The 26,030-nt window shown below is 67.7% G+C and carries 22 protein-coding genes; 14 read left to right on the forward strand and 8 right to left on the reverse strand.

From position 1 onward, the window contains the following. The first annotated feature begins 133 nt into the window (after nt 1-133). From OXM58_07890 to OXM58_07905, 4 genes are all read left to right on the forward strand, one after another. On the forward strand, nt 134-1,360 hold the full coding sequence (locus OXM58_07890; protein ID MDE0148278.1) for an FAD-dependent oxidoreductase: 1,227 nt from the start codon (nt 134-136) through the stop codon (nt 1,358-1,360). Between the two features lie 8 nt (nt 1,361-1,368). After that, entirely contained in the window at nt 1,369-2,268 is a 900-nt protein-coding gene (locus OXM58_07895; GenBank protein MDE0148279.1) for an S-methyl-5'-thioadenosine phosphorylase, read from the forward strand. A 9-nt stretch (nt 2,269-2,277) separates the two neighbouring features. Continuing rightward, nucleotides 2,278-2,946 (forward strand): class II aldolase/adducin family protein, encoded by a 669-nt coding sequence (locus OXM58_07900; GenBank protein ID MDE0148280.1) that lies wholly within the window; start codon nt 2,278-2,280, stop codon nt 2,944-2,946. Between the two features lie 114 nt (nt 2,947-3,060). Further along, a complete protein-coding gene (locus OXM58_07905) occupies nt 3,061-3,909 on the forward strand; it encodes a VOC family protein (protein MDE0148281.1) in 849 nt (282 codons plus the stop codon). A 22-nt stretch (nt 3,910-3,931) separates the two neighbouring features. Here OXM58_07905 and OXM58_07910 read toward each other — a convergent pair whose 3' ends face one another. The 6 genes from OXM58_07910 to OXM58_07935 all read right to left on the reverse strand — a co-directional run bounded on the left by OXM58_07910 (nt 3,932) and on the right by OXM58_07935 (nt 9,173). After that, nucleotides 3,932-4,603, reverse strand: a complete 672-nt coding sequence (locus OXM58_07910) for a dienelactone hydrolase family protein (GenBank protein ID MDE0148282.1) — start codon at nt 4,601-4,603, stop codon at nt 3,932-3,934. Between the two features lie 21 nt (nt 4,604-4,624). Next, on the reverse strand, nt 4,625-5,422 hold the full coding sequence (locus OXM58_07915) for an NYN domain-containing protein (GenBank protein MDE0148283.1): 798 nt from the start codon (nt 5,420-5,422) through the stop codon (nt 4,625-4,627). A gap of 117 nt (nt 5,423-5,539) precedes the next feature. After that, a complete protein-coding gene (gene ychF / locus OXM58_07920) occupies nt 5,540-6,640 on the reverse strand; it encodes a redox-regulated ATPase YchF (GenBank protein ID MDE0148284.1) in 1,101 nt (366 codons plus the stop codon). Beyond that, on the reverse strand, nt 6,641-7,321 hold the full coding sequence (pth, locus tag OXM58_07925) for an aminoacyl-tRNA hydrolase (GenBank protein MDE0148285.1): 681 nt from the start codon (nt 7,319-7,321) through the stop codon (nt 6,641-6,643). A 53-nt stretch (nt 7,322-7,374) separates the two neighbouring features. Beyond that, nucleotides 7,375-8,052, reverse strand: a complete 678-nt coding sequence (locus OXM58_07930; protein MDE0148286.1) for a 50S ribosomal protein L25/general stress protein Ctc — start codon at nt 8,050-8,052, stop codon at nt 7,375-7,377. A gap of 176 nt (nt 8,053-8,228) precedes the next feature. Beyond that, entirely contained in the window at nt 8,229-9,173 is a 945-nt protein-coding gene (locus tag OXM58_07935) for a ribose-phosphate pyrophosphokinase (GenBank protein MDE0148287.1), read from the reverse strand. Nucleotides 9,174-9,472: 299 nt separating this feature from the next. On the opposite strand from OXM58_07935, the gene OXM58_07940 reads away from it, so the two are divergent. From OXM58_07940 to mutL, 10 genes are all read left to right on the forward strand, one after another. After that, entirely contained in the window at nt 9,473-12,979 is a 3,507-nt protein-coding gene (locus OXM58_07940; GenBank protein ID MDE0148288.1) for an indolepyruvate ferredoxin oxidoreductase family protein, read from the forward strand. A gap of 171 nt (nt 12,980-13,150) precedes the next feature. After that, nucleotides 13,151-13,636: a MaoC family dehydratase gene (locus OXM58_07945; GenBank protein MDE0148289.1), complete on the forward strand. Its 486-nt coding sequence runs from the start codon at nt 13,151-13,153 to the stop codon at nt 13,634-13,636. 11 nt (nt 13,637-13,647) lie between these two features. Further along, nucleotides 13,648-14,607, forward strand: coding sequence for a bifunctional riboflavin kinase/FAD synthetase (locus OXM58_07950; protein MDE0148290.1), 960 nt, complete (start codon nt 13,648-13,650; stop codon nt 14,605-14,607). Nucleotides 14,608-14,679: 72 nt separating this feature from the next. Continuing rightward, the gene (gene ileS / locus OXM58_07955; protein MDE0148291.1) at nt 14,680-17,571 is read left to right on the forward strand and encodes an isoleucine--tRNA ligase; all 2,892 of its coding nucleotides are present in this window, start codon (nt 14,680-14,682) and stop codon (nt 17,569-17,571) included. Between the two features lie 9 nt (nt 17,572-17,580). Continuing rightward, a complete protein-coding gene (gene lspA / locus OXM58_07960) occupies nt 17,581-18,063 on the forward strand; it encodes a signal peptidase II (GenBank protein ID MDE0148292.1) in 483 nt (160 codons plus the stop codon). Between the two features lie 53 nt (nt 18,064-18,116). After that, nucleotides 18,117-18,593, forward strand: coding sequence for a hypothetical protein (locus tag OXM58_07965; GenBank protein MDE0148293.1), 477 nt, complete (start codon nt 18,117-18,119; stop codon nt 18,591-18,593). A gap of 173 nt (nt 18,594-18,766) precedes the next feature. Next, nucleotides 18,767-20,188 (forward strand): pitrilysin family protein, encoded by a 1,422-nt coding sequence (locus tag OXM58_07970; GenBank protein MDE0148294.1) that lies wholly within the window; start codon nt 18,767-18,769, stop codon nt 20,186-20,188. Then, nucleotides 20,185-21,531 (forward strand): pitrilysin family protein, encoded by a 1,347-nt coding sequence (locus OXM58_07975; GenBank protein MDE0148295.1) that lies wholly within the window; start codon nt 20,185-20,187, stop codon nt 21,529-21,531. Before OXM58_07970 ends, OXM58_07975 begins: the two co-directional genes overlap by 4 nt. Nucleotides 21,532-21,613: 82 nt before the next feature. Beyond that, entirely contained in the window at nt 21,614-22,891 is a 1,278-nt protein-coding gene (locus OXM58_07980; GenBank protein MDE0148296.1) for a glucose-6-phosphate isomerase, read from the forward strand. Between the two features lie 17 nt (nt 22,892-22,908). Beyond that, nucleotides 22,909-24,738 (forward strand): DNA mismatch repair endonuclease MutL, encoded by a 1,830-nt coding sequence (gene mutL / locus OXM58_07985; GenBank protein MDE0148297.1) that lies wholly within the window; start codon nt 22,909-22,911, stop codon nt 24,736-24,738. A 122-nt stretch (nt 24,739-24,860) separates the two neighbouring features. Here the strand turns inward: mutL and OXM58_07990 are convergent, their stop codons facing one another. Together OXM58_07990 and OXM58_07995 are read right to left on the reverse strand one after the other, a co-directional pair. Continuing rightward, nucleotides 24,861-25,349, reverse strand: coding sequence for a nuclear transport factor 2 family protein (locus OXM58_07990; protein MDE0148298.1), 489 nt, complete (start codon nt 25,347-25,349; stop codon nt 24,861-24,863). 81 nt (nt 25,350-25,430) lie between these two features. Continuing rightward, a complete protein-coding gene (locus OXM58_07995) occupies nt 25,431-25,913 on the reverse strand; it encodes a nuclear transport factor 2 family protein (protein MDE0148299.1) in 483 nt (160 codons plus the stop codon). Nucleotides 25,914-26,030: the final 117 nt, after the last annotated feature.

The raw sequence follows: 26,030 nt of genomic DNA on the forward strand, positions 1-26,030 counted from the left end.
CCGGAGCCTTATCGCCACGGGCCGCCGCATGGGGCTTGGCAAGGCGGCGCGGTTCGGGGAGGCTTCCGCAGCCGTCACAGCAGTCTTCGGGGCGCGGTCGCGCCGGCCCCTCATATCGAGGAATCCGCAGCAGATGGACGCAGACCGGACCCATGTCATCGTCGGAGCGGGCCATGCCGGCGGGCGTGCGGCCCAGGCCATGCGGCAATACGGGTTCGAAGGCCGCGTCCTGCTGATCGGCGAGGAGCCGCACCTCCCCTACGAGCGGCCGCCGCTCTCCAAGGAGCTGATCGTCACCGACGCCGGCCTGGAGAAGGTCCGGCTGCACGACGCGGCCTGGTACGCCGAGAACCGGATCGAGCTGATCGCCGGCAATGCCGCGGCCTCGATCGACGCGGCGGCGAAGACCGTCGGACTGGCCGAGGGGCAAACCATCGGCTTCGACCGGCTGATGCTGACGACCGGCGCGCGGGTCCGCAGGCTGCCGGTGCCGGGCGCCGATCTCGACGGCGTTTTCTACCTGCGCACGATCGAAGACAGCGAAGCGATCCGGGCGCAGATCGCAGCGGGAACCGAAGTCGCGGTGATCGGCGGCGGCTTCATCGGCCTCGAAATCGCTGGCAGCGCCGCGAAGCGGGGCGCCGGGGTCACCGTGCTCGAAGCGGCCGACCGGCCGATGGGCCGCAGCGTGGCGCCGGAAGTGTCGGACTGGTTCGCGGGGATGCACCGGGCGCGCGGCGTCGACCTCCGGCTCGGCGTATCGGTCGCCGCGATCGAAGGAAACCGCGCCGCAACCGGCGTCCGGCTGGGCGACGGCAGCGTCGTTCCGGCGACGGTCGTCGTCATCGGCATCGGCATCCTGCCCAATATCGAGATTGCCCAAACCGCGGGGCTGGCGGTCGACAACGGCATCGTCGTGGACGACCGGGGCCGGACCTCGCATCCGGACATCTGGGCCGCCGGCGACGTCGCCAACCAGCCCAACGCCTTCGCCGGCCGGCGCCTGCGGCTGGAGAGCTACCAGAACGCCCAGGACCAGGCGGCGGCCGTGGCGCGCAACCTGTGCGGCGCGGACGAGGCCTATGAGGACTCGCTGTGGGTCTGGTCCGACCAGCACGATGTCAACCTGCAGATGACCGGCGCGCCGGAAAGCTGGGACGGTCTTCTCTGGCGCGGCGATCCGGATGACAGCCGGTTCACCGTCTTCTACATGGCGGGCGGCAGGATCGTCGCGGTGAACACCGTCAACAACGGCCGCGAGATGCGCCCGGCCCGGATGCTGATGGAGAGTGGCAGGATCGTCGATCCCGCCGCGCTTGCCGATACGTCGGTCAAGCTCCTGAAACTGGCGCGAGGCTGATCCGTTCGATGCCGACCGACATTCACTCGCCGGACCGGCCGCCCGTGATCGGCGTGATCGGCGGCAGCGGGATCTACGAGATCGACGGGCTGGAGGACTGCCGCTGGGCGACCGTGGAAAGCCCGTTCGGCGCGCCCTCGGACCAGCTGCTGTTCGGACGGCTGGGCGGGATCCGCATGGTCTTCCTGCCCCGGCACGGGCGCGGCCATGTCCACTCGCCGACCTCGATAAACTATCGCGCCAACATCGACGCGATGAAACGCGCCGGCGCGACCGAGATTCTTTCAGTCAGCGCCTGCGGCTCGTTCCGGGAGGAGCTCGCGCCCGGCACCTTCGTGCTCCCGGATCAGTTCATCGACCGCACCTTCGGCCGGGACAAGAGCTTCTTCGGCGAGGGTCTTGTGGCCCATGTCGCCTTTGCGCATCCGGTGTGCAACCGGCTGAGCGGCGTTCTTGCCGAGTCCTGCGCGGCGCTGGACATTCCGTTCAGCGCCGGCGGCACCTACCTGGCGATGGAGGGACCGCAGTTCTCCACGCTGGCCGAATCGAACCTCTACCGCTCGTGGGGCTGTTCGGTCATCGGCATGACCAACATGCCCGAAGCCAAGCTCGCCCGGGAAGCCGAGCTCTGCTACGCCACCGTCGCGATGGTGACGGACTACGACTGCTGGCACCCGGACCACGATGCCGTCTCGGTCGAGAATGTCATCGGCGTGCTTCTGGCCAATGCCGACAAGGGCCGGGCGCTGGTCAGGGACGCGGCGCAGCGGCTGGCCGGGCGCACCCGCGCCTGCCCGGAGGGCTGTCACACGGCGCTCGAACACGCCGTCATCACGGCGCCCGACGCGCGCGACCCGGCAATGGCCGCCAGGCTGGATGCGGTGGCCGGGCGCGTCCTCAGCCGCTGAGGCGGCCCCTTGACTAGCGCCCCGCCACGCCATCTGAAGCTGCGCAAGGCGGTCATCGCGGCGGCGCGGCAGCTGGAGCCGCTCGGCATCAACCGGGGCACCTCCGGCAATGTCAGCGTGCGGGCCGGCGAGGGGCTGCTGATCACGCCGACCGGCATTCCTTACGATTCGTTGACGCCTGGCCAGATTGTGTGGATGGACACAGAAGGCCGTTACAAAGGCGACTGGCTGCCGTCGAGCGAGTGGCGCTTCCATTGCGATATCCTGCGCGTTCGGCCGGACCTCAACGCCATCGTCCACACCCACGCTGTCCATGCGACGGCGCTTGCCTGCCACGGCAGGGGCATCCCCGCCTTCCATTACATGGTCGCCGCGGCCGGCGGGCGGGATATCCGCTGCGCGCCCTACGCCACCTTCGGCACCGCCGAACTGTCGGCCAACGCGCTCCGCGCCCTCGAGGACCGGCGGGCCTGCCTGCTCGCCAACCACGGCCTGATTGCGTGCGGCTACACGCTCAATGCGGCGCTGGCGCTCGCCGTGGAGGTCGAATCGCTGGCTGCCATGTATCTCAAGGCGCTCGAAATCGGCGAGCCGGTTGAACTGGACGACGCGGAAATGCAGAGAATCCTTGGGAAATTCGCGACTTACGGCCAGAATCCGGCCTCCGCGCGCCGCTAGCCTTCGCAAAATCCGGCATGGTGTCGCAGGGGCCGGGTGCCACAAAGATTCGCCCCGTTCCGGCGTCTAACCTTCGGGCACTCGAACCCCGTCAGGCCAGATATCCGGAGTCTCATGCCCGTTCCGATCACCGGAATCGACCACGCCATCGTCGGCGTCCGCAAGCTGGAAGCGGCGCGGCGGAAATGGGCGAAGCTCGGCTTCACGATAACCCCGCGGGGCCGGCACAGGGGCTGGGGCACGGCGAACTACTGCATCATGTTCGAGACCGACTATGTCGAGCTGCTCGGCATCGTCGATCCGGAGAAATTCACCAACAAGCTGGACCGGTTTCTCAAGCTCCGCGAAGGGCTGATGGGCCTGGCCTTTTCGGCGGAAGAAGCGGAGGCGGTCAGCGCGGCCCTCGAAGCCGCCGCCATCGGCTACAAGGGCCCTGCCGACCTGTCGCGCCTGCTCGAACTTCCCGAGGGCGAGGTCGAACCGGCCTTCAAGCTGGTTTACCTCAACGGGGCCACGCCGGGCGTCTCGTCCTTCGTCTGCCAGCATCTGACCCGCGATCTGGTCTGGCGGCCGGAATGGACGGACCACCCCAACGGCGTCACCGGCATCGACTCGATGACCGTCGTGGTCCGGAGCACCGGCGCGGCCCAGGCCGGCTGGAAGAAGTTTCTGGGCCGGGATGCCGTGACCGAGATCGGCGGGCAGGAATTCAGCGTAAAGGTCGGCCCGACCGAATTGCGCTTCCTGACCGAGGCCGCCGCCGGGGACGCCCTGCCGGAACTCAGGCGGCGGAAATGGCGGCCGCCGTTCGTCGCCGGCATGGCGCTTTCGGTGACCGATCCGGCGGAGACGGTCAGGGCCCTGGAGGCCGGCGGCATCGGATACACGCGCAAGGACGACCAGACCGTCGCCGTCACGGGATCGCAGGCCAACGGCGTGAGCCTGGAGTTCTGCGCACTCTGACCGCGCGCGCCGCGGCGACCCCTCAGGTCAGCGATTCGAAGAAAGCCAGTGTGCGCCGCAGCGCCTGGCCGGCGGCGGCCGGGTCGTAATCCTTCCGGGCGTCGCAATTGAAGCCGTGACCGGCATCGTAGACATGGACCGGCACGCCCCTGTGGGCCTCGCGGATCGTGTCGACATCGGCCATCGGGATCGCATGGTCCCTGGCCCCGAAATGCAGCATGACCGGCGCCTGCGGTTGTTCGTCCACCAGCCCGGCGGTACGCCCGCCATAGTAGCCGACCGACGGAATCGCGAGGCGCGTCGCCGCCAGCCAGGCGAGCGTGCCGCCCCAGCAATAGCCGACGCCGAACGCCGGGCCGCCGCATCCGGTTGCCGAGGCGGCCGTATCCGCCGCGGCCCGGACATCGAGCAGCGGCCCGTCCCAGCCCAGTTCGCCGACGACGCTGCGGCCCCTGGCAAATCCGTCCTCGTCGTAGCCCAGTTCGACGCCGTTCTCGACCCGGTCGAAGACCGCCGGCGCGATCGCGACATAGCCGTGGCCGGCGAACTTGTCGGTATCCCGCCGGATATGGTCGTTGACGCCGAAAATCTCCTGCATGACGACGACGATGCCCTTCGCCGCGCCCTCCGGCCTCGCAAGCCAGGCCCGGCACTCGTGGCCGTCTTCTGCGGTTACCGCAATCCATTCGCCCATCGATACCGTCCTCCAGCCAATCTAATGTTCTCGGGCTTCCGCCTCTTCAAGCGACGGCAGGCCGAGGTGGCGGCGCACATCCTCGTAGGAAACGGACATACTCCAATCAGTCGCCTGATTCAGGCGCCGCGCGCCGCCTGGTAACAGACTTCCGCCGCGTGTCAGAAACGCAACATTGATAACGATCTTTCCGAAGTTCTTGATAGCGGAAACTGCGGGCAAATAGTCCTGATCGCCGGAGAGGATCACGGCGACGTCGTAAATGTCTCTTAGCATGTTCATGTCGACGGCGAGGTTGACGTCGACGGTCTTTTCTTCGCCGAAGCGGGCCGAGAGAACATTGTATCCGATCGAGCCGGATCGCCGGAATTCGACGGATCGATGCGCCGCTGAAATTCTGTCTTGAGCCCGGAGAAACGATTCGAACCGCGCCCGGATGGTATCCGCTCCGCGATTGAGAAAAGCTCTGATCTCGTCCGCTTTGGCAGCCAGATCCGCCAACGATTCGATACCAAGGCTGTCGCACATCAGCCGGTTACCGAGTGCCAGGTTGACCTGCCGTCTCGGAATTCGACCAGTCGCCAAGGCGGATACAGGAAACGGATCGACCTGCTGGACGACATACCAATATGCGCGAATTCGTTCGCCGTTGCCGCCGGTCGCCCGATAAACCAGATCGTCGAAAAAACCGGTCCAGTCCGCCTGTTCCGGCAAATAATCCCGTGGATCGAATTGCGCACGCGTAAACAGGTCGCCGATCACGTGGCGTAAGTTCTCGCCATCTACGAAGATGCAGACCCGTTTGGTCATGTCCGACATAAAATGGCGGGGAGCCGCAACTCCCCGCCGGATCGCAAGCGAGCCCGAGCACACCCGGGCTTTCAACGGAAACAGATAGGCAACTGGTGCTTCGCGTCAAGTGAAATTGCAATCCCACTACACGTTGAAGCGAAAAAGCATGATATCGCCGTCCCTGACCGGATAGTCCCGGCCTTCGCTGCGCATTTTTCCGGCCTCCCGGGCCGCCTGTTCGCCGCCGGATTCGAGGAAAACCTCCGAAGAGACCGTTTCCGCCCGGATGAAACCGCGCTGGAAATCCGAGTGGATCTCGCCGGCCGCCTCGTACGCCGTGGCGCCGCGCGGCACCGTCCAGGCGCGGGTTTCCTTCGGCCCGGTCGAGAAGAAGGTGATCAGTCCGAGCAGATCGTATCCGGCGCGAATCACCCGGTCGAGACCGGGCTCGCCTAGTCCCAGCGATTCGAGAAACGCCTGGCGCTCGGCTGCGTCCTCCAGTTGCGCCAGTTCCGCCTCGATATCCGCGGCGATGACCACCGAGGCCGCCCCGCTGGCGGCGGCAAAGTCCTCGACCTGCCGGGAATGGCCGTTGCCGGTCGCCGCCGATTCCTCGTCGACATTGGCGATGTAGAGGACCGGCTTGGCGGTGAGCAGCTGCAGGTCGCGAAACGCCTTTTCCGAGCCGGCCGGGACATCCGCCTGTCGCGCCGGACGCCCGGCCTCGAGCGCGGCCAGCGCCGGCTCCATCGCCTTCAGCCGTTCCCGGGCGTCCTTGTCGCCGCCGGTGACGCGCCGCCGGGCGTTCTCCGCACGGCCTTCCAGGCTTTCCAGATCGGCCAGCATCAGTTCGGTTTCGACGGTCTCGATATCGCGCACCGGATCGACCGCCCCTTCGACATGGTGCACGGCGCCGCTATCGAAGCAGCGCACGACATGGGCGATGGCGTCGACCTCGCGGATGTTGGCGAGAAACCGGTTGCCCAGTCCTTCGCCCCTGCTCGCCCCGCGCACCAGCCCGGCGATATCGACGAATTCCAGCTGCGCCGGGACGGCGGCGGCGGAGCCGGTCAGCGCCGCGATCGCCGCCGGCCGGTCGTCGGGCACTGCGACGCGGCCGATATTCGGCTCGATGGTGCAGAACGGATAGTTGGACGCCTCGGCGGCCGCCGTCGCCGTCAGGGCGTTGAACAGGGTGGACTTGCCGACATTCGGCAGCCCGACGATGCCGCAGCGGAACCCCATCTATCCGGCATCCCCCTCGGCGGCAGGCGGCGCTGCGGAGCCTTCGGACACTGGCGGGTCGTTCGTTTTCGGAGGCGGTTTCGGCGGCGGCTTCGGGTCCGGTTTCGGGGGCGGCGGGTTCATGGTCTGGCTGACCTTCGTCATGAAGCGGTTGTCGTCGCCACCGACCAGCAGGGGCAGGGCTTCGGCAACCGCATCGATCAGCGCGCCGGCGGTCCTGCGCTCCGCCTTGGTGAAATCGTGCAGGACATAGCCCGTGACCCGGTCGCTGTCGCCCGGATGGCCGATGCCGAGCCGGACCCGGCGAAAGTCGGGACCGATGCGCGCCGCGATATCGCGAATGCCGTTGTGGCCGCCGTGGCCGCCGCCGGTCTTGACCCGTATCTTGCCGGGCACGAGATCGAGTTCGTCGTAGAGAACGGCGACATCGGCCGGATCGAGCTTGTGAAAACGCACCGCCGCGCCGACCGAGCGGCCCGACAGGTTCATCCGCGTCATCGGCTTGAGCGCCAGAATGCGTGTGCCGGCGACCTCGCCGTCCGCGGCGGCGCCGGCGAAGCGGCCGCGCCAGGGACCGAAGCCGTAGCACCGCACGATTTCGTCCAGCGCCATGAAGCCGAAATTATGGCGGTGGCCGGCGAATTTCGGCCCGGGATTGCCCAGTCCGACCAGGAGCAACATGGCTGCGCCCTACGGTGTGGCCCGCCGCGCCGGAACTTCGCAGCGGTGCAGGATCAGGATTCGGCCGGGCCGTCCTCGTCGTCCTGCTGCGACGCCTCGTCCTCGGCGACGGTCGGGACGTCCATTTCGTCGTCTTCCTCGTCTTCTTCTTCGTCCTCGACGATCTGCATCGGCGCGGCGATGGAGGCGATCATGAAATCGCGGTCGGCGATCGTCGGCCGCACGCCTTCCGGCAGGGTGATGTTTCCGATCCTGACCGAATCGCCGATTTCCATTCCGCTGAGATCGACGACGATCTCCTCCGGAATGTTGCCGGCGGCGGTCGCCACTTCGACGGTGTGACGCACGACGCTCAACACGCCGCCGACCTCCAGGCCCGGCGCGGCCTCTTCGTTGACGAAGCGGACCGGTATCTCGACCGTCACCCGCGTCCGGTCGGTCACGCGCAGGAAATCGACATGGATCGGATCGTCCGTGACCGGGTGGAACTGCACCTCTTTCGGCAGGACCCGGTGCTTTTCCCCGGCCACATCGACATGGAACTGGGTTGCGAAGAATCCCGTCTTGCGCATCCGGGCGTGCAGGACCCGGGGGTCCATCGTCAGCAGCACGATATCCCGGCCGCCGCCGTAGATGACGCCCGGCAAGCGGCCTTCGCGGCGGATCGCCCGGGCGGCCCCCTTGCCGGCCCGGTCGCGCGCCGCGGCTTCGAGCACAGCGTAGTCGCTCATCGATCGTCTCCAGAATTCGTCCCGATATTCGATGGAACCCGCCCGTCCGACCTCCCCTCGGGCCTTTTTGGGGTGCCGCGCGCGGACGCCGCGATATGGGTCCGGGCGGATGCCGCAATCAAGCGACAGGTGGCCGCGGCGGATTGCCGGCGATGCCCGTCGCGGACAAGGCCGCCTCAGTTGAACAGGCTGCTGACGCTGGTCTCCTCGCTGATCCGCCGGATGGCCTCGCCGATCAGCGGCGCAATGCTGAGCGGCCGGAGCTTGTCGGAGACGCGGACGGCCTCGGTTGCCTGGATCGAGTCGGTGATCACCATCTCGCCGATCGGCGATCCGGCGATCCGGCCGACCGCGCCGCCCGAAAGGACGCCGTGGGTGACGTAGGCCGCCACCGATTCGGCGCCGGCATTCATCAGGGCGTCGGACGCGTTGCACAGGGTCCCGGCGGAATCGACGATGTCGTCGACCAGGATGCAGACCCGGCCCTTGACGTCGCCGATGATGTTCATCACCGCCGAGACGCCGGCCCGCTCGCGCCGCTTGTCGATGATGGCGAGGTCGGCGCCGATCCGGCGCGCGATGCCCCGGGCGCGCAGCACGCCGCCGACATCCGGCGACACGATCACCGCCTCGCTGGCCCCGTTGTCCTTGCCGTATTCCCGGTCGATATCGGCGGTGAAGACCGGCGCGGCGAACAGGTTATCGACCGGAATGTCGAAGAAGCCCTGGATCTGCCCGGCGTGGAGATCGATGGTGAGCAGCCGGTTGGCGCCGGCCGTGGTGATCAGGTTTGAGACCAGCTTTGCCGATATCGGCGTTCGCGGGCCGGTCTTGCGGTCCTGCCGGGCGTAGCCGTAGTAAGGCACCGCGGCCGTGACCCGGCGCGCCGACGCGCGGCGCAGCGCGTCCAGCATCACCAGCAGTTCCATCAGGTTGTCGTTGGCCGGGAACGACGTCGACTGGATGACGAAGACATCCTCGCCGCGGATGTTTTCCTCGATCTCGACGAACACCTCCATGTCGGAGAACCGGCGCACATTGGCCTGCGTCAGCGGCACGTTGAGATAGGCGGAGACCGCTTCGGCGAGCGGCCGGTTGCTGTTGCCGGCGATCAGTTTCATGAAATTCCCCGCCACGCCCCGGAGAGAATCGTTCTTTCCGGGTTGTACATTCCGGGTCGAACCCGCCCTTCGTTCGAGCCGGCCGGGAAGACAGCCTTCGGGCAACCCGCACGCGATGGGGCGGTTCTAACAAGCCGTCATAAAGCTGTAAACGTGGCCGGCGCCGCCGCGGACCGGCACCGGCCGGCGGCGGGCTGCGCCGAATGCGGCCCATGCCAAAGCCGCGCTTGGCGTCCCGCGCCGATACACTTAGGTTACGGGCGCACACCGGATTTGCCCGAAACGGAATTCTCGAACCCATGGCCGCCACGCCGCAGCGAAAAGTTACTCTCGAAGACAAGTACGAGCTGGAGGAAGGCCGGGTTTTCCTGACCGGCATCCAGGCGCTGGTCCGGCTGCCCATGATGCAGCGCCAGCGCGACCTCGCGGCGGGCCTGGACACCGGCGGCTTCATCAGCGGCTATCGCGGCTCGCCGCTGGGCGTCCTGGACATGAACCTGTGGCGCGCGCAGAAATATCTCGAACGCCACCACATCAAGTTCGAGCCGGGCGTCAACGAAGACCTGGCGATGACGGCGGTCTGGGGCAGCCAGCAATTGCCGCTGTTCCCCGACGCCGCCAAGGATGGCGTCTTCGCCATGTGGTACGGCAAGGGCCCCGGCGTCGACCGCTGCGGCGATGTGCTGAAGCACGGCAACGCGGCGGGCTCGTCGGAACATGGCGGCGTCCTGATCTGCGCCGGCGACGACCACGGCGCCAGCTCCTCCACCCTGCCCCACCAGTCGGACCATATGTTCATCGCCGCCATGGTGCCGGTCCTGTATCCGGCCAACGTCCAGGAGATGCTGGACTACGGCCTGATCGGCTGGGCGATGTCGCGCTATACCGGCGCCTGGGTCGGTTTCAAGACGGTCGCCGAAGTGGTCGAGAGCGCCGCATCCGTCTCCGTCTCGCCGGACCGCGTCCGGATCGACACGCCGAACGCCTACACCCCGCCGCCCGGCGGCCTGAACATCCGCTGGCCCGACGGCATCCACGAACAGGAAGACCGGCTGCTCCGGCACAAGGCCTATGCCGCGCTCGCCTTCGCCCGGACCAACCGGATCGACCGGGTGACGATCGACAGCCCGCGGCCGCGCCTCGGCATCGCGACGTGCGGCAAGTCCTATCTCGACGTGCGCCAGGCGTTGCAGGATCTGGGCGTCGACGAGGCGAAGGCCGCCGCGATCGGCATCCGGCTCTACAAGGTCGGCATGATCTGGCCGCTGGAGAAGGACGGCGTACGGGAATTCGCCCGGGGACTCGAAGAGATCGTCGTCGTCGAGGAGAAGCGCGCGCTGGTCGAGAACCAGCTGAAGGAGCAGCTGTACAACTGGGACGCGGCGACCCGGCCGCGCGTCATCGGCAAGTTCGACGAGAAGGGCGACTGGCTGCTCCCGGCGTCGAGCGACCTGTCCCCCGCCACGATTTCAAGGGCGATCGGCGAGCGGATTCTCAAGTTCCACGACGACGAGAGCATCCGGAGCCGCCTCGAATTCCTCGACCGCAAGGAAAAGGCGCTGGCCGCCAAACCGGTGAGCTTCGACCGGACGCCCTATTTCTGCTCCGGCTGCCCGCACAACAGCTCGACCCGGGTGCCGGAAGGCAGCCGGGCGGTGTCCGGCATCGGCTGCCATTTCATGTCGCAATGGATGGACCGCAACACCGCGACCTTCACCCAGATGGGCGGCGAAGGCACGCCGTGGATCGGCCAGGCCGCCTTCTCCAACGCCGGGCACATCTTCGCCAACCTTGGCGACGGCACCTACTATCACAGCGGCCTGCTCGCGATCCGGGCCTGCGTCGCGGCCGGCGTCAACATCACCTACAAGATTCTCTACAACGACGCCGTGGCGATGACCGGCGGACAGCCCGTGGAAGGCCAGCCGACGGTGGCCGACATCTCGCTCCAGGTCTATGCCGAGGGCGCGAAGAAGGTCGTTATCGTCTCCGACGAGCCGGACAAGTACCCGACGTCGATGCATTTCGCGCCGGGCGTCACCTTCCACCACCGCGACGATCTCGACCGGGTGCAGCGCGACCTGCGCGAATGGAAGGGCGTATCGGTGCTGATCTACGACCAGACCTGCGCCGCCGAGAAACGCCGCCGCCGCAAGCGCGGCGAATTCTACGATCCGCCGAAGCGGGTCTTCATCAACGAGCGGGTGTGCGAAGGCTGCGGCGACTGCTCGGTCCAGTCGAACTGCATGTCGGTCACGCCGGTCGAGACCGAATTCGGCCGCAAGCGCAAGATCGACCAGTCGAACTGCAACAAGGATTTCTCCTGCATCAAGGGCTTCTGCCCGAGCTTCGTGACCGTGCATGGCGCGGCGCCGCGGCGGGCCGCGGCAACCGTGCGCCCGGCCGACCTGCCGGACGAGGCGATCCCCGAGCCGGCCGTTCCGGACTGTAGCGAGCCCTACGGCATCCTGGTGACCGGTATCGGCGGCACCGGCGTCATCACCGTCGGCGCCCTGATCTCCATGGCCGCCCATATCGAGGGCAAGGGCGTCACGACCCTCGACCATACCGGCGTCGCGCAGAAGAACGGCGCGGTGATGAGCCATATCCGCATCGCCGAGCGGCCGGAGGACATTCACGCGGTCCGGATCGCGGCCGGCGAGGCGGATGCGGTGATCGGCTGCGACCTCGTGGTGACGTCGAGCAATGCTGCGCTCGCCAAGATGGGCGGGGACAAGACCCGCGCCATCGTCAACACCCAGGAGACGATGACCGCCGGCTTCATCCGCGACAAGGACCTGCAATTCCCGAGCCAGGCCCTGCTGGATATCGTCGGGCAGACGGTGGGCGAAGGAAGGTTCGAGGCGCTCGAAGCGACCGCCATCGCCACCCGCCTGATGGGCGATTCGATCGCGACCAACATGTTCATGCTTGGCTATGCCCTGCAGAAGGGCATGGTGCCATTGCAGGAAGCCTCGATCCTCGAAGCGATCGAACTGAACGGCGTCGCCGTGACGGCCAACAAGCGGGCGCTCGACTGGGGCCGGCGCGCTGCGGTCGACCTCGAAGCCGTGCGCAGGATCGCGTTTCCGGCCGCGCCGCTCGAATTCAAACCGAAACGGGCCGAGACGGTGGACGAGATCGTCGCGCTCCGGTGCAAGGACCTGACGGCCTACCAGAACGCCGCCTGGGCCGACCGGTACGAAAGCCTGGTGCGGGCGGCCGAAGCGGCGGAGCGGGACAAGGCAAAGGGCCGGTCGGGCCTGGCGCTCGCCGTGGCGCGGAACTTCCACAAGCTGATGGCCTACAAGGACGAGTATGAGGTCGCCCGGCTCTATTCGGACGGCGATTTCCGCCGCCGGGCCGCCCAGGCCTTCGAGGACGGCAACCACCGCATGACGGTCCATCTCGCGCCGCCGCTGCTGGCCCGGCGCGATCCCGAGACCGGCCATCTCGAAAAACGCGAATACGGCCCGTGGATCTTCACCGCCTTCGCCGTGCTGGCGAAATTCAAGGGCCTGCGCGGCGGGCCGTTCGACCCGTTCGGCCGGACGGCGGAGCGCAAGGCGGAGCGCAGGCTGATCGCCGATTACGAAACGACCGTCCGCGAACTGATCGACGGGCTTGACGCCGAAACCCACGATCTGGCGGTGCAGATCGCCAATATCCCGGAGGACATCCGCGGCTACGGCCACATCAAGGAAGCCGGCATGGCCTGCGCCGCGGAGCGCGAGGCCGAACTGATGCGCCTGTTCCGCGATCCGGCCGAACGGCGCAGGGCCGCGATCCGGGAAGCCGCGGAGTAGACGCGCGCCGGTTCGGGGCGCTTCGGAGATTTCAGGGGTGTCTGTCGCCGGCGTCCCGCCGGCGTCCCGGCGGCGTCGCGGGGGCCGGATACCTTCGGTCGCATTGTTGGGGTTCCGGCCCGCCCATAGCTTCGCGCGCGCCCCGTTTCACCGTCTTTCGGAGGACAACCGATGCCCCTCGACCAGCGATCCGAAGATCGCGGCCCGGCCTATGCGCCCGTAACCAGCGCCGAACTCCACGGATATTATTTCGAGGATCTCGAGATCGGCATGACCGCGGTCTATTCGCGCACGGTCACCGAAGCGGATATCGCCAATTTTTCCGCGGTTTCGGGCGACATCAACCCGCTGCATCTGTCGGAGCAGTTCGGCGGCGAGGGGATGTTCGAAGGGCGTATCGCCCACGGCATGCTGTCCGCCGGTTTCATCTCGGCGGTCATCGCCAACAAGCTGCCGGGGCCCGGCGCCATCTATCTGGGCCAGTCGCTCCGCTTCATGGCGCCGGTGCGCGCCGGCGATACCGTGAACACGCGGCTCACCGTCCGCGAGCTCAACGACGAGAAGTGCCGGGCCATTCTCGATACGATCTGCATGGTGAACGGCGAGCCGGTGATCGAAGGGGAAGCGATGGTCAAGGTGCCGTCGCGCGACGGCTGACCCGCCGCGCAATGCGGCTGATCCGGACATGGCGGGAAATCCAGGACGAGGCGGCCGGCGCGGTCGTCGCGGTCGGCAATTTCGACGGGGTGCATGAGGGCCACCGCGCGGTAATCGGCGCCGCGGTCGAGGCCGCCCGGAGCGCGGGCGCGCCGGCCGGCGTGCTGACCTTCGAGCCCCATCCGCGCTCCTGGTTCCGGCCGGAGCAGCCGCCGTTCCGGCTGACGCCGCTGCGCTCCAAGGTGCGCCAGCTCGAAGCGCTCGGGATCGACCTGCTTTACGTGCTGCCGTTCGACGAAGCGATGGCCGGCCGAACCGCCGAAGCCTTCGTTGAGGAAATCCTGATTGCGGGCCTGCAAATCCGCCGCCTCGTCGTCGGCTACGATTTCGTCTTCGGCAAGGGCCGGGGCGGTTCGGTCGCGACCCTGCAAGGCTACAGCGATGCCGGCCGTTTCGGCCTCACCGTCGTCCCCGCCGTCGACGACGAAACCGGCGGCAGCTATTCCTCGACCCGGATCAGGCAGGCGCTGCGCGACGGCGACCCGGCGACTGCAGCCGCCCTGCTCGGCCGGTCCTGGGAGATCGAGGGCCATGTCCTGCCCGGCGACCGGCGCGGCCGGACCATCGGCTTCCCGACCGCGAACCTGGATATCAGCGATTACCTGCGCCCCCGGTACGGGGTCTACGCGGTTCTGATCGCGCTCGACGAACCGGGCGGCGGTGCGCCGGTCTGGCTGCCCGCCGTCGCCAATCTGGGCAAACGACCCACGATCGGCGACGACAAGCTCCTGCTCGAAGTCAACATCTTCGACTTCGACCGGGATATCTACGGCCGGCTCGCCAGGGTGCGTTTCGTGGATTATGTCAGGCCCGAACGGAAATTCGATGGACTGGACGCCTTGAAAGCGCAGATCGCGAAGGATGCGGCGGCGGCGCGCCGAATTATCGCCGCCCTCCCGGCGGGGCGCTAACACGCCGGGCACTTTCGCCGTTCCAGTTTCACACCGGGCGCAACAGGCCCGGCCCTTTCCCGGACCCTTTCGATGACCGTCGACTACCGAGACACGATTTTCCTGCCGCAAACCGACTTTCCCATGCGCGCCGGCCTGCCGAAGAAGGAGCCGGAAATCCAGAAGCGCTGGGAAGAGGAGGATCTCTACGGCCAGTTGCGCCGGATCAGCACGGGCCGCGAGAAATTCATCCTGCACGACGGGCCGCCCTACGCCAACGGCAACATCCATATCGGCACCGGGCTCAACAAGATCCTCAAGGACCTGATCAACCGGACCCAGCAGATGCTGGGCAAGGACGCCAACTACGTTCCGGGCTGGGACTGCCACGGCCTGCCGATCGAATGGAAGATCGAGGAGCAGTACCGCGCCAAGGGCCGGGACCGCGGCGCCGTCCCGATCAACGATTTCCGGCGCGAATGCCGCGAGTTCGCCGAACACTGGATCGAGGTCCAGCGCCAGGAGTTCAAGCGCCTCGGCGTGATCGGCCGCTGGGACGATCCCTACCTGACGATGACGTTCGACTCCGAGGCGCTGATCGCGGCCGAGCTGATGAAGTTCGCCGCCGGCGGCAAGCTCTATCGCGGCTCGAAACCCGTCATGTGGTCGGTCGTCGAGGGCACGGCGCTCGCCGAGGCGGAGGTCGAATATCTCGACCACGAGTCCGACACGATCTGGGCGAAATTTCCGGTCGTCGGCGGGCCCGGCGATCTCGTCGGCGCCTCGGTTGCCATCTGGACGACGACGCCGTGGACGATCCCCGGCAACCGGGCGGTCTGCTATTCCGGCCGCCTGCCCTACGGCGTTTACGAAGTCACCGCGGCGCCGGACGGCAACTGGGCGAAGGCCGGCGACCGGCTGATTCTGGCCGACGCCCTCGCCGCCGACGTCATGGGCGCGGCGCGGGTCGAAAGTTTCGAGAAGCGGCGGGCGGTCGGCGCGGAGGATCTGGCGGCGGCGACCTGCGCCCATCCGCTGCGCGCGGCCGGCCTCGGCGGCTACGGGTTCGACGTGCCGCTGCTTGCCGGCGAGCACGTTACCGACGACGCCGGCACCGGCTTCGTCCACACCGCACCCGGACACGGCCGCGAGGACTTCGATATCTGGACGGCCGAGGAAGCCGGGATCGGGGCCCGGGGCATCGACACCGCCATCCCCTTCACCGTCGGCGCGGACGGGGCGTTCACCGAAGATGCGCCCGGCTTCACCGGCGAATTCGTCATTACCGACAAGGGGAAGAAAGGCGGCGCCAACAAGGCGGTGATCGCCGCCCTCGCCGCGGCCGATGCCCTGATCGCCCGGGGCCGCCTGACGCACCAGTATCCCCATTCCTGGCGCTCGAAGAAGCCGGTCATCTTCCGCAACACGCCGCAATGGTTCATCGGCATGGGCGACGGTGAGGCGGAAGGCCTGCGCAAGGTGGCGCTCGGCGCCATCGACGCGACCCGCTTCGTGCCGGCGGCGGGGCGCAACCGCCTGTACGCCATGATCGAGCAGCGGCCGGACTGGGTGATCTCGCGACAGCGGGCCTGGGGCGTGCCGATCGCCGTGTTCGCCGACCCGGCGACCGGCGAGGTGCTGAACGACCCGGCGGTTAACGCGCGCATTATCGAAGCCTTCCGCGAAGAGAGTTCCGACGCCTGGTTCCGGGACGGCGCGCGCGAGCGCTTCCTGGGCGGCGCGTACCGGGACGGTCCGTGGCAGAAGGTTGACGACATTCTCGACGTGTGGTTCGAGAGCGGCTGCACCCACGCCTTCTGCCTGGAGCAGGAGCCGGACGAACTGGTCTGGCCGGCCTCGCTCTATCTGGAAGGCTCGGACCAGCATCGCGGCTGGTTCCATTCCTCGCTTCTGGAATCCTGCGGCACCCGCGGCCGGGCCCCTTACGAGGCCGTGCTGACCCACGGTTTCGTGACGGACGAGGACGGCCGCAAGATGTCCAAGTCCCTGGGCAACGTGACGGCGCCCCAGGAGATTTGCGACCGGTACGGCGCCGATATCCTGCGCCTGTGGGTCGTCGCCTCGGACTATTCCGAAGACCTGCGCATCGGGCCGGAGATCGTCAAACAGCAGGCCGACACCTACCGCCGCCTGCGCAACACGCTGCGCTTTATCCTCGGCAACGTCGCCGGCTTCTCGGAGGAGGAGAAAGTCGCGCCGGCGGACTTGCCGGAGCTTGAGCGCTGGGTGCTGCACCGGCTGCACGCGCTGGACGGCGAATTGCGCAAGGCGTGCGACGACTTCGAGTTCCACGGCTTCTACGCCGCCCTGCACCATTTCTGCGCCACCGAATTGTCGGCCTTCTATCTCGATATCCGCAAGGATGCGCTCTATTGCGACCGGCCGGATTCGCAGCGGCGGCGGGCGGCGCGGACGGTGCTGGACATTCTGTTCGACTGCCTGACCGCCTGGCTTGCGCCGGTGATCTGCTTCACCGCGGAAGAGGCCTGGGCGGCCCGGCACGGCGACAATGCCGGCAGCGTTCATCTGCGCACCTTCCCGGACATTCCGGCAGACTGGCGCGACGACGCCCTGGCGGCGAAATGGTCGAAGATCCGCGCCTTGAGGCGTGTCGTGACCGGCGCGCTGGAGGAAGAGCGGGCGGCCAAGCGGATCGGCTCGAGTCTGGACGCCGCCCCGGCGGTCGAAGCGACGCCCGATTTTGTCGAGGCGATGAACGGCGTCGACCTTGCCGAGATCGCGATCACGTCTGCCGCCACGCTCACGCCGAGCGCCGATCCGCAGGGCGCGTTCGCCATGCCGGAAATCGCCGGCGTCGCCGTGACGCCGGCACCGGCCGAACATCCGAAATGCGCCCGGTGCTGGAAGAAACTGCCGGATGTCGGCGCCGATCCGGACGTGCCGGATACCTGCGGCCGCTGTGCCGATGCGGTCCGGGCCCATCGGGTCCGGGCCCTGCGCTGAAGGGCGGATATGGCCGTCCGGCGATACGGCTTCGTCGCCGGCCTCGGCGCCCTGATCCTGGCGCTCGACCAGATCACCAAGGTCTGGGTTCTCGGCGCCCTCAGCGCCGCCCGGCCGGCGATCGAGGTCACCTCGTTCCTCAACATCGTCCTGGTCTGGAACCGGGGCATCAGCTTCGGGCTGTTCAACCGCGAATCCGATTGGCAGCCCTGGCTGCTCGTCGGTCTGAGCCTCGTCATCGTGGCCGGTCTTCTGCTCTGGCTGCGCACGGAGCGCGGCCGGTGGATGACGCTGGCGATCGCCCTGCTCGCCGGCGGCGCGATCGGCAATGCGGTGGACCGGGTGCGCCTCGGCGCCGTGGTGGATTTCCTCGATTTCCATGTCCGCGGCTGGCATTTCGCGGCGTTCAACGTGGCCGACGCGGCGATCACCTGCGGCGTGGCGGTATTACTGGTCGGTTCCTTGTTCGGCAGCCGGAATGACGCTACATAGCGTGACGAATCGGTCCTCCGGAATTTTCGCGGAACGATGGAGAGGCGAAGGCGATGACGAGACACGAGCGCCCTGTCCGGCGGCCTTTCGGGATCGCGGTCGCCCTGGGTGCGATGCTGGCGCTGGGCGGCTGCGAAACCCTTGGCGAGGCCTTCAGCGGCGTCAATCCGATCGCGAAGGAACTCGACCAGTCGGCGACCAAGGGCGGCGGCAAGACGGACAAGCTCGCGATCCCGCCGGGTTACGGGCAACGGCCGACAGCCGGCAAGGCCGCGGGCGGCGATACCCGCAAACCCGGAGACGCGCCGAAAGCCGGCGCCGGCAAGGCTCCGGAAAAGGTCGGCGATCCGAAGAAGATCGACCTCAAGACCGGTACAACCGGCGAAACGACCGAGGGCCGGACGCTGAACACGAACCGCAGGATCGTCCGCGAGGACCGGGTCGAGACCCGCGGCAAGGAGATCGTCAAAGAAGGCGACCCGAGCAAAGGCGAAAAGGAACTCCTCAAACCTTCGAAGAAGAAAAGCTAGCCCGGATTTCCTGCCGCAGTTGCGGTCTGCGCGGCGCCCGGGGCGGCGGACCGCGCCCCGGTCGATCATATTGCCACATCCCGGCCACAAGTTGCGGCCATGAAACGCCCCCAAAGCGTTGGGCGGGCGGTTTTCCCTGCCGCCGGGCCCGTCAGCCAAGGCAGGAGAAGTCCTTGATCGGTCGACGAATTGTGCGCCGCGCGGCGCTTGCGGGGCCGGCCCTTGCCGCCCTGATGCTGATGGGCGGGTCGATGGCAGCCGGCGTTCCGGCCGTTGCGGCCGAGCCCCAACGCCAGGGCTTGTTCAACGCGCAGACCTTCACCCTGAAGAACGGGCTTCGCGGGGTCGTCATCGTCAACCGGCGGGCGCCGGTCGCCCTCCATATGGTCTGGTACCGGGCCGGCGCCATCGACGAACCGGCCGGCAAGTCAGGCATCGCGCATTTTGTCGAACACCTGCTGTTCAAGGGCACAAAAACGCTGAAATCCGGGGAATTTTCCAGGATCGTCGCCGCCAATGGCGGCCGGGAAAACGCCTTCACCAGCTGGGACTACACCGGCTACTACCAGTTCGTCGCCAGGGACCGCCTGCCCCGGATGATGGAGATCGAGGCGGACCGCATGGCGAACCTCGTGCTCACGGAAGACAACATCGTCCAGGAACGGCGCGTCATCCTGGAGGAACGGCGCTCGCGTATCGAGGCGAGCCCCTCCACGATCCTGTGGGAGCAGGCGCGCCGCGCCCTTTTCCTCAACCATGGCTACGGCCGCCCGATCATCGGCTGGATGCACGAGATGGCGCAGCTGTCGCGGCAGGATGCGCTGGACTTTTACCGGCGGTTTTACGGCCCCGATAACGCGGTCCTTGTCGTCGCCGGCGATGTCGACCCCGCTGAGGTGCGCCGCCTGGCGAAGAAATACTACGGTCCCGTGCCGCGGCTGAAGGCGCCGCCGCACCGGCGCCTGCTGGAGCCGCCGCAGCGCGCCGAACGCCGGGTGATCTATCGCGACCGCCGCGTGCGCCGGCCTTCGTTCAGCCGGATGTACCATGCGCCCGGTTACAACAGCAGCGGCGCGGAGCACGCCTACGCCCTTCAGGTGCTGGCGCGGCTGCTCGGCTCGTCCTCTACCAGCCTGCTTTACCAGAGCCTGGTGGTGCGCCGGAAGCTGGCCACCGCCGCCGGCAGCGGCTATGGCGCGAGCCGGCGCGGACCGTCCAGCTTCTACCTGTTTGCGTCGCCGCGGCCGGGTGTCGGCATCGGCCGGCTGGAAGAGGCGGTCGACGACGAATTGGCGACGATCCTGAAAAAGGGCGTGCCGAAAGAGGAGGTCGAGGCGGCGAAGCGGCAATTGCAGGACATGGCGATCTTTGCCCGCGACAGCCTTCGGACCGGCGCCAACGCCATCGCAACGTCGCTGACGATCGGCCGGACGGTGCGGGACGTCGAGGAATGGCCGGCGCGGATCGGCGCGGTAACGGTCGACCAGGTCAACGCCGCGGCGCGCCACGTCCTGCAACGGCGCAAGTCGGTCACCGCCCTGTTGCTGCCGGACGAGCCCGCCGAAGCGGACAAGGCCGGGGAGCAGAGGCAATGAGCGCCCGTCGGCGCAGCGCCGGACCGGCCCCCGGGTTCGTTCTCGGCGCACTTGTTCTCGGCGCGCTCGCCCTGTTCGCGGTTTCCGCCGCATCGGCCGCCGTCGAGGTGCGCAAGGTCGTCAGCCGGTCGGGCATCGTCGCCTGGCTGGTCGAGGATCACAGCAACCCGATCCTGTCGATGAGCTTCGGGTTTCGCGCTGGCGGTTCGTTCGATCCGGCCGGCAAGGAGGGACTGGCGGAACTGACGTCGATCCTGCTGGACGAAGGCGCCGGGCCGATGGATGCCCTGGCCTTCCAGAAAAAGCTCGAAAACCTCTCGATCCGGCTCGACTTCGAGGTCGGCCGCGACCAGTTCCACGGCGCGCTCAGGACGCTCAGCCGCAACAACGACGCGGCGTTCGAAATGATCGGGCTGGCGCTCACCCGGCCGCGCTTCGACGCCGACGCGGTCGAGCGGATGCGGGCCGGCCTGCTGTCGGGCTATCTGCGCGACAGCCGCCGGCCCCGTTACCTGGCGCGGCGCGCCTTCTGGTCGTCGGCCTTTCCGGACCATCCCTACGGACGCCCGGTTTCCGGCACGACAAAGAGCCTGGGCGCGATCGCCCGGGCCGACCTGGAGCGCTTCGTCGCCGATAATTTCACCCGGGACAACCTGTTTGTCGGCGTCGTCGGCGACGTGACCCCCGCCCAACTCGCGGTGTTGCTCGACAAGGCGTTCGGCGGCCTGCCGGCAAAACGGAAATCGCGCCCGGTGCCGGCCGCCGCGCCGAAGCTCGAAGGCGGACTTGTCGTCAAGCGGTTCGATACGCCGCAAAGCGTGGCGATGTTCGGCCAGCCGGGCCTGCCGCGCCGGCATCCCGATTACTATGCGGCGTATGTCCTGAACCATATCCTCGGCGGCGGCGGCTTCACTTCGCGCCTGTATCTGCAGATCCGCGAAAAACGCGGCCTGGCCTATTCCGTCTATTCCTATCTCTGGCCGATGCGGCGCACGTCCCTGCTGCTCGGCGCGGTGGCGACCGAGAATGCGCGGGTGGCCGAATCGGTCGCGATCATCCGGGAGCAATGGGCCCGAATCGCTGAAACCGGGCCGACCGCCGAAGAACTGGCTGCCGCCAGGAAATACCTCACCGGCAGCTATCCGCTGCGTTTTTCGAGTTCTTCGCGGATCGCGGACATGCTGGTCGGTCTGCAGTTCGAGGGCCTGGAGCGGGATTATTTCGCCAGGCGGAACGGCTATATCGAAAAGGTCACCTTGGCGGATGTCCGGCGGGTGGCGAAAAGCCTGCTGAAACCCGACCGGCTGACCTTCTTCATTGTCGGCAAGCCCGCCGGCCTGTAAGCATTGGCAGGTGACAATCGACCATTGAACGCTGCGGGGCCGGCCGTTTTCCGCCGGCGCCGACCTGGGCCGGCCGATCCCGATGACGCCCCTCTATTCGCAGGATATTTCCGGAATCCTTGCGGCGCCGTCCGGCGCCGGCGGCCTGTCGCAAGCCGCCTTCGACGCCGCGTGCAACGAGGCCTGGCGCGCCTTGCTACGGCTGCGCGACGAGCACGCGGCCGGCGCGCCGCTGATGCGCCACGCATTTCGCGACGACGACCTGCCCGGGATCGAAACGGCGGCGCAGACGCTGGCTGGCGGGACATCCCGGATTTTCATGATCGGCGCGGGCGGATCGTCGCTCGGCGCAAGGACCTTGTGCGCGACCGCATGGGCCGGCCGGTCGACGTTCATCGAAAATGCCGATCCGGACACCGTGGGCCGGGTAGGCAGAGCCGAAATTGCCGACAGCGCCTTCCTCGCCGTCTCGAAATCGGGCGCCACCGCCGAGACCCTGGCGGTCTTCGCGTTGTTCTGGGCCGAGGCAGCGGAGGCGCTGGGCCCGGCCGAGGCCGCGAAGCGGTTTCTTGTCGTTACCGGACCGGATGAGTCGCCGCTGCGCCGGCTCGCCCTGCGGCACGGCATCGGGATTGTGGACCACGAAGCGGACGTGGTCGGCCGCATGTCCATTCTCGCCAATGTCGGGCTGCTGCCGGCCGCCATCAACGGCGTCGACGGCCGGGCGGTCCGTGCCGGTGCGCGCGCGGTTGCGGAACAGGCGTTGACGGCGGACGCGGCGGCGGCCTGCCCGCCGGCCCTGGGCGCGGCGATGCAGGTTGCGCTGATGCGCGGGCGGGGCGCGACCGCCAGCATCCTGATGCCCTACGCCGACCGGCTGGCGGACTTTTCCCTCTGGTACGCACAGCTCTGGGCGGAGAGCCTGGGCAAGCAGGGCTGCGGCAGCATGCCCTATCCGGCGCTCGGCATGGTCGACCAGCACAGCCAGCTCCAGTTCTGGCTCGACGGCCCGCCGACCGGCGTCTACACGCTCATCGACCTGCCGCCCGCCGATACGCCGCCGCTGCGCCCCAACGACCCCGGCCTCGACTGGATGGACGGCCGGACCCTCGGCGAACTCATGCAGGCCGCAGCGCGCGCAACATCCCGGACTCTGGCCAAGAACGGCCGCCCGGTGCGGCGGATCCGGCTGGCGAGGACACGCGTCGATGCGCAGAGCGTCGGCGCCCTGGCGATGCATTTCATGCTGGAGACGGCGCTCGCCGGATACATGCTGGGGGTGGACCCCTATACCCAACCTGCCGTGGACGCGGCAAAGGCGATGGTGCGCGATTTTCTCTCGAATTCCGGAGAGAATTGATCTACATTATTTGGTGAATGATTCGTCTCCTTCCACCAGATGTTGTTAACCGGATCGCTGCGGGCGAGGTGATCGAGCGCCCTGCGGCCGTCGTCAAGGAACTGGTCGAGAACGCGATCGACGCCGGTGCGCGCAGGATCGATGCGGTCGTGCGCAACGGCGGCCGGAGCTATATCGCCGTGACCGACGACGGCTGCGGCATGGGGCGCAAGGCCCTGTCGCTTGCCGTGGAGCGGCACGCCACCAGCAAGCTGCCGGGCGACGACCTCGTCAACATTTCGACCCTCGGCTTCCGCGGCGAGGCGCTGCCTTCGATCGGCGCGGTCAGCCGGCTCAAGATCGCGACCCGGGAGGCGGACACCGATTCGGGCTGGTCGATCCACGTTCACGGCGGCCTGCGCGGCATTCCCGGACCGGCGCCGATGCCGGGCGGCACCAAGGTCGAGGTGTTCGACCTGTTCTACGCCACGCCGGCTCGGCTCAAGTTCCTCAAGAGCGAGCGCAGCGAGCAGCAGGCGGTTTGCGACACCATCAACCGCCTGGCGATGGCCCATCCGGAAATCGGTTTCAGCCTGCGCGGCGACGGCGAACGCCCCCTGCTTGCGCTACCGGTCAACACCGGGGACATGTTCGATGTCCGGCTGGCGCGGCTCTCGGCGATCCTGGGCAAGGATTTTGCCGACAATGCGGTGCGCGTCGACGCCATGCGCGACGGTTTGCGGCTGACCGGCCATATCGGCGTGCCGACGCTGCATCGCGGAACCGCGCGGCACCAGTATCTCTTCGTCAACGGCCGGCCGGTAAAGGACCGCCTGATGACCGGGGCCGTGCGCGGCGCCTATCGCGATTTCCTGGCCCGCGACCGCCATCCGCTTGTTGCCCTGTTTCTCGATATTCCGCCGGCCGAAGTGGACGTGAACGTCCATCCGGCCAAGACCGAAGTCCGGTTCCGGGATGCCGGAACGGTCCGCGGGCTGATCGTCAGCGCCCTGCGCCATGCGCTGGCCGAGGCCGGGCATCGTGCGTCGTCGACGGTTTCGGACGCCGCGCTCGGCTCGTTCCGGCCGTCGAGCGGCGCGGCGCCGTCCCATGCTTCCGGGCATTCGTTCAACGGCCATCGGCCGGCCTACGACGGCATGGCCGAAGCGACGACCGAGTGGCAGGGCCCCGACGCCGCGCAACGGCCCGCAACGGACGCGTTTGACGGCGTCTCGGCGCCATCGGCGCAGCCGGTCGAGGCGCCGGACGTCGACGACACGGGTTTCGACAATCCCCTGGGAGCGGCCCGGGCCCAGGTTCACCGGACCTACATCGTATCCCAGACCGCCGACGGAATCGTGATCGTGGACCAGCACGCGGCGCACGAACGGCTGGTCTACGAGGAGATGAAGAAGGCGCTCGCCAACGGCGGCGTCCAGCGCCAGGGCCTGTTGATCCCGGAAGTCGTCGAGCTGGACGACGACGCGGCCAACGCCCTGATCGCCCGCCGCGGCGACCTGGCGGAACTCGGGCTGGCGATCGAGAAATTCGGCGGCGGCGCCATCGTCGTGCGCGAATATCCGGCGCTGCTCGGCGACGGCGACATCCAGGGCCTGGTGCGCGACCTGGCCGACGAGGTCGTCGATCTGGGCGGCGATTTTTCGCTGAAGGAAAAGCTTGACGAGGTGTGCGGCACGATCGCCTGCCACAGCTCGATCCGCGCCGGCCGGCCGATGAACGGCGACGAGATGAACGCCCTGTTGCGCCAGATGGAGGCCACGCCCCACAGCGGCCAGTGCAATCACGGCCGGCCGACCTATGTCGAACTGAAGCTGGACGATCTGGAGCGGCTGTTCGGCCGGCGGTAGATTTCAGCCCGAAGAGCCGGGGATCGGGCGCGTGCGGGAAACAGCCTCGCAGGGGCGTTATTTCAAGAGCCAGTGTGCCGCCGGGGCCGCCGTCTCATTACGCAGGCGAAAGTGGATCGCGTTCATGGCCGGACCTCGCTCGCAGCCGATCGGGCTCCCGGATCGGCCACGTCGTATTGCAGGAGCCGGCGTTGCAGCCGCCACGCGCCGTCTTCGCGCACGAACACGTCCCGGTACCACCCGGTGCGGTGCACCACCTGCGACCCGTCGCTATTGAGCATCGCAACGGCGAGCAGCGCCGACAGGCCGTGCACCGTGCCGCGCGCGCCGGGCGTGAGACGCAGGTTCATCGTGTAGTGGCGGGTGCGGCGATCCCTGGGCCTGGCGCGCATCGTTTCGAACGCCGCGACAATGGCATCGCACCCGACCAGCGGGACCTCCACGACTCCGAGATCGGGCTCCGCATCGAAATGGGCATCCCGGGCCCAGATTCGGCGAAAGCGCTCGAAGTCGCCGGCATCTATGGCGAGGCCGTAGTCGGCTACGAGGGCGCTGATGGCGACGAATGCGTCCGCGCTGACCGTGGCAGCCGAAGGTGCATCATCGTTCACGGGTGTCCCCCTCTTTTCGAAATTGAATAGATCCTGTTACCCCGGTTCAGCGCAGCGCCCCTTTGTCTGACAGCTGCCGGCTTACGGCGTGGGCGAATCGATCCGCGGGCGCTTGGCCAAACCATACTCCATGGTGAGTAAGCGGCTTTCGAACCGCCATTGCCCGTCGCCGTCGCGGACGACGATGTCGTCGTAGAAGCCGGTATTGATGATTGTCGGAACCGGCTGATCGAGCCTCATATGCGTCAGCACCGAGCTCACCCGCGCGCGGGACTCCGTAAGGTCGTCGACGAGAACGCTGGACATCAGGTGCCGCCGTTTCGCGACCGCATCGCCCGCATCGCGCCGGCCGAACATGAGCCGTGCAATGACCATCGACCCGCGCGCCGGGAAGGACGCACCCCCGGGTCGTGGCAGGACGTCGAAGCTCGCGTCCTCGACAAAGAGCGCGGCGAATTCCTCGACCGCGTCGGCCCCGCGACGATCGATGATGTGGGCGTAGCGGCTCACCAGATCGGTGATCGCGCAGCGAACGCAACTTTGCGGTTCATGCGTAACGGTCATGTGTGCCTGCTTCTCGATGCCCGGATTTTTTCGGCGGTCATCGCTTATACCATGCGGCGCGGGCGGGCCCCGCATCCGCCTCGGCCGCTTCGCGACTCGTCGCGCTCCAGGTGCAGG

The sequence above is a fragment of the Rhodospirillaceae bacterium genome (genome assembly GCA_028819475.1).
Classification (GTDB): domain Bacteria; phylum Pseudomonadota; class Alphaproteobacteria; order Bin65; family Bin65; genus Bin65.